The sequence below is a fragment of the Lactobacillus sp. UCMA15818 genome (assembly GCF_030400225.1).
Taxonomy (GTDB): Bacteria; Bacillota; Bacilli; order Lactobacillales; family Lactobacillaceae; genus Liquorilactobacillus.
In genome coordinates this window covers 1-261 of the sequence record NZ_VJYB01000046.1, presented here as the reverse complement: position 1 = coordinate 261, position 261 = coordinate 1, and the positions used below count along the sequence as shown (strand labels likewise).

At 37.2% G+C, this 261-nt stretch carries 1 rRNA gene; it reads right to left on the bottom strand.

Features of this window, described 5'->3' with window-relative positions:
* Positions 1–192 precede the first annotated feature (192 nt).
* Positions 193–261, bottom strand: a 16S ribosomal RNA gene (locus FFX44_RS12620); the annotation flags it as partial.

Sequence of the window (261 nt, the reverse complement as noted above, 5' to 3'; positions counted from 1 at the left end):
TACGGTAAAGCGGTTATGAGTTTAGCGTTCAAGATTTTTCTTGTTTTAAACTCTTTAAAACGCGGTATTTCTCGGTTTGTTAATTATTTTAGAAAAATATTATCTAGTTTTCAAAGAACAAGTTTGAGAGTAGACCTCTCAAAACTAAACAAAGTTTCAACAATCGTGTGTAGGTTTCCGTTATATCCTTAGAAAGGAGGTGATCCAGCCGCAGGTTCTCCTACGGCTACCTTGTTACGACTTCACCCCAATCATCTGTCC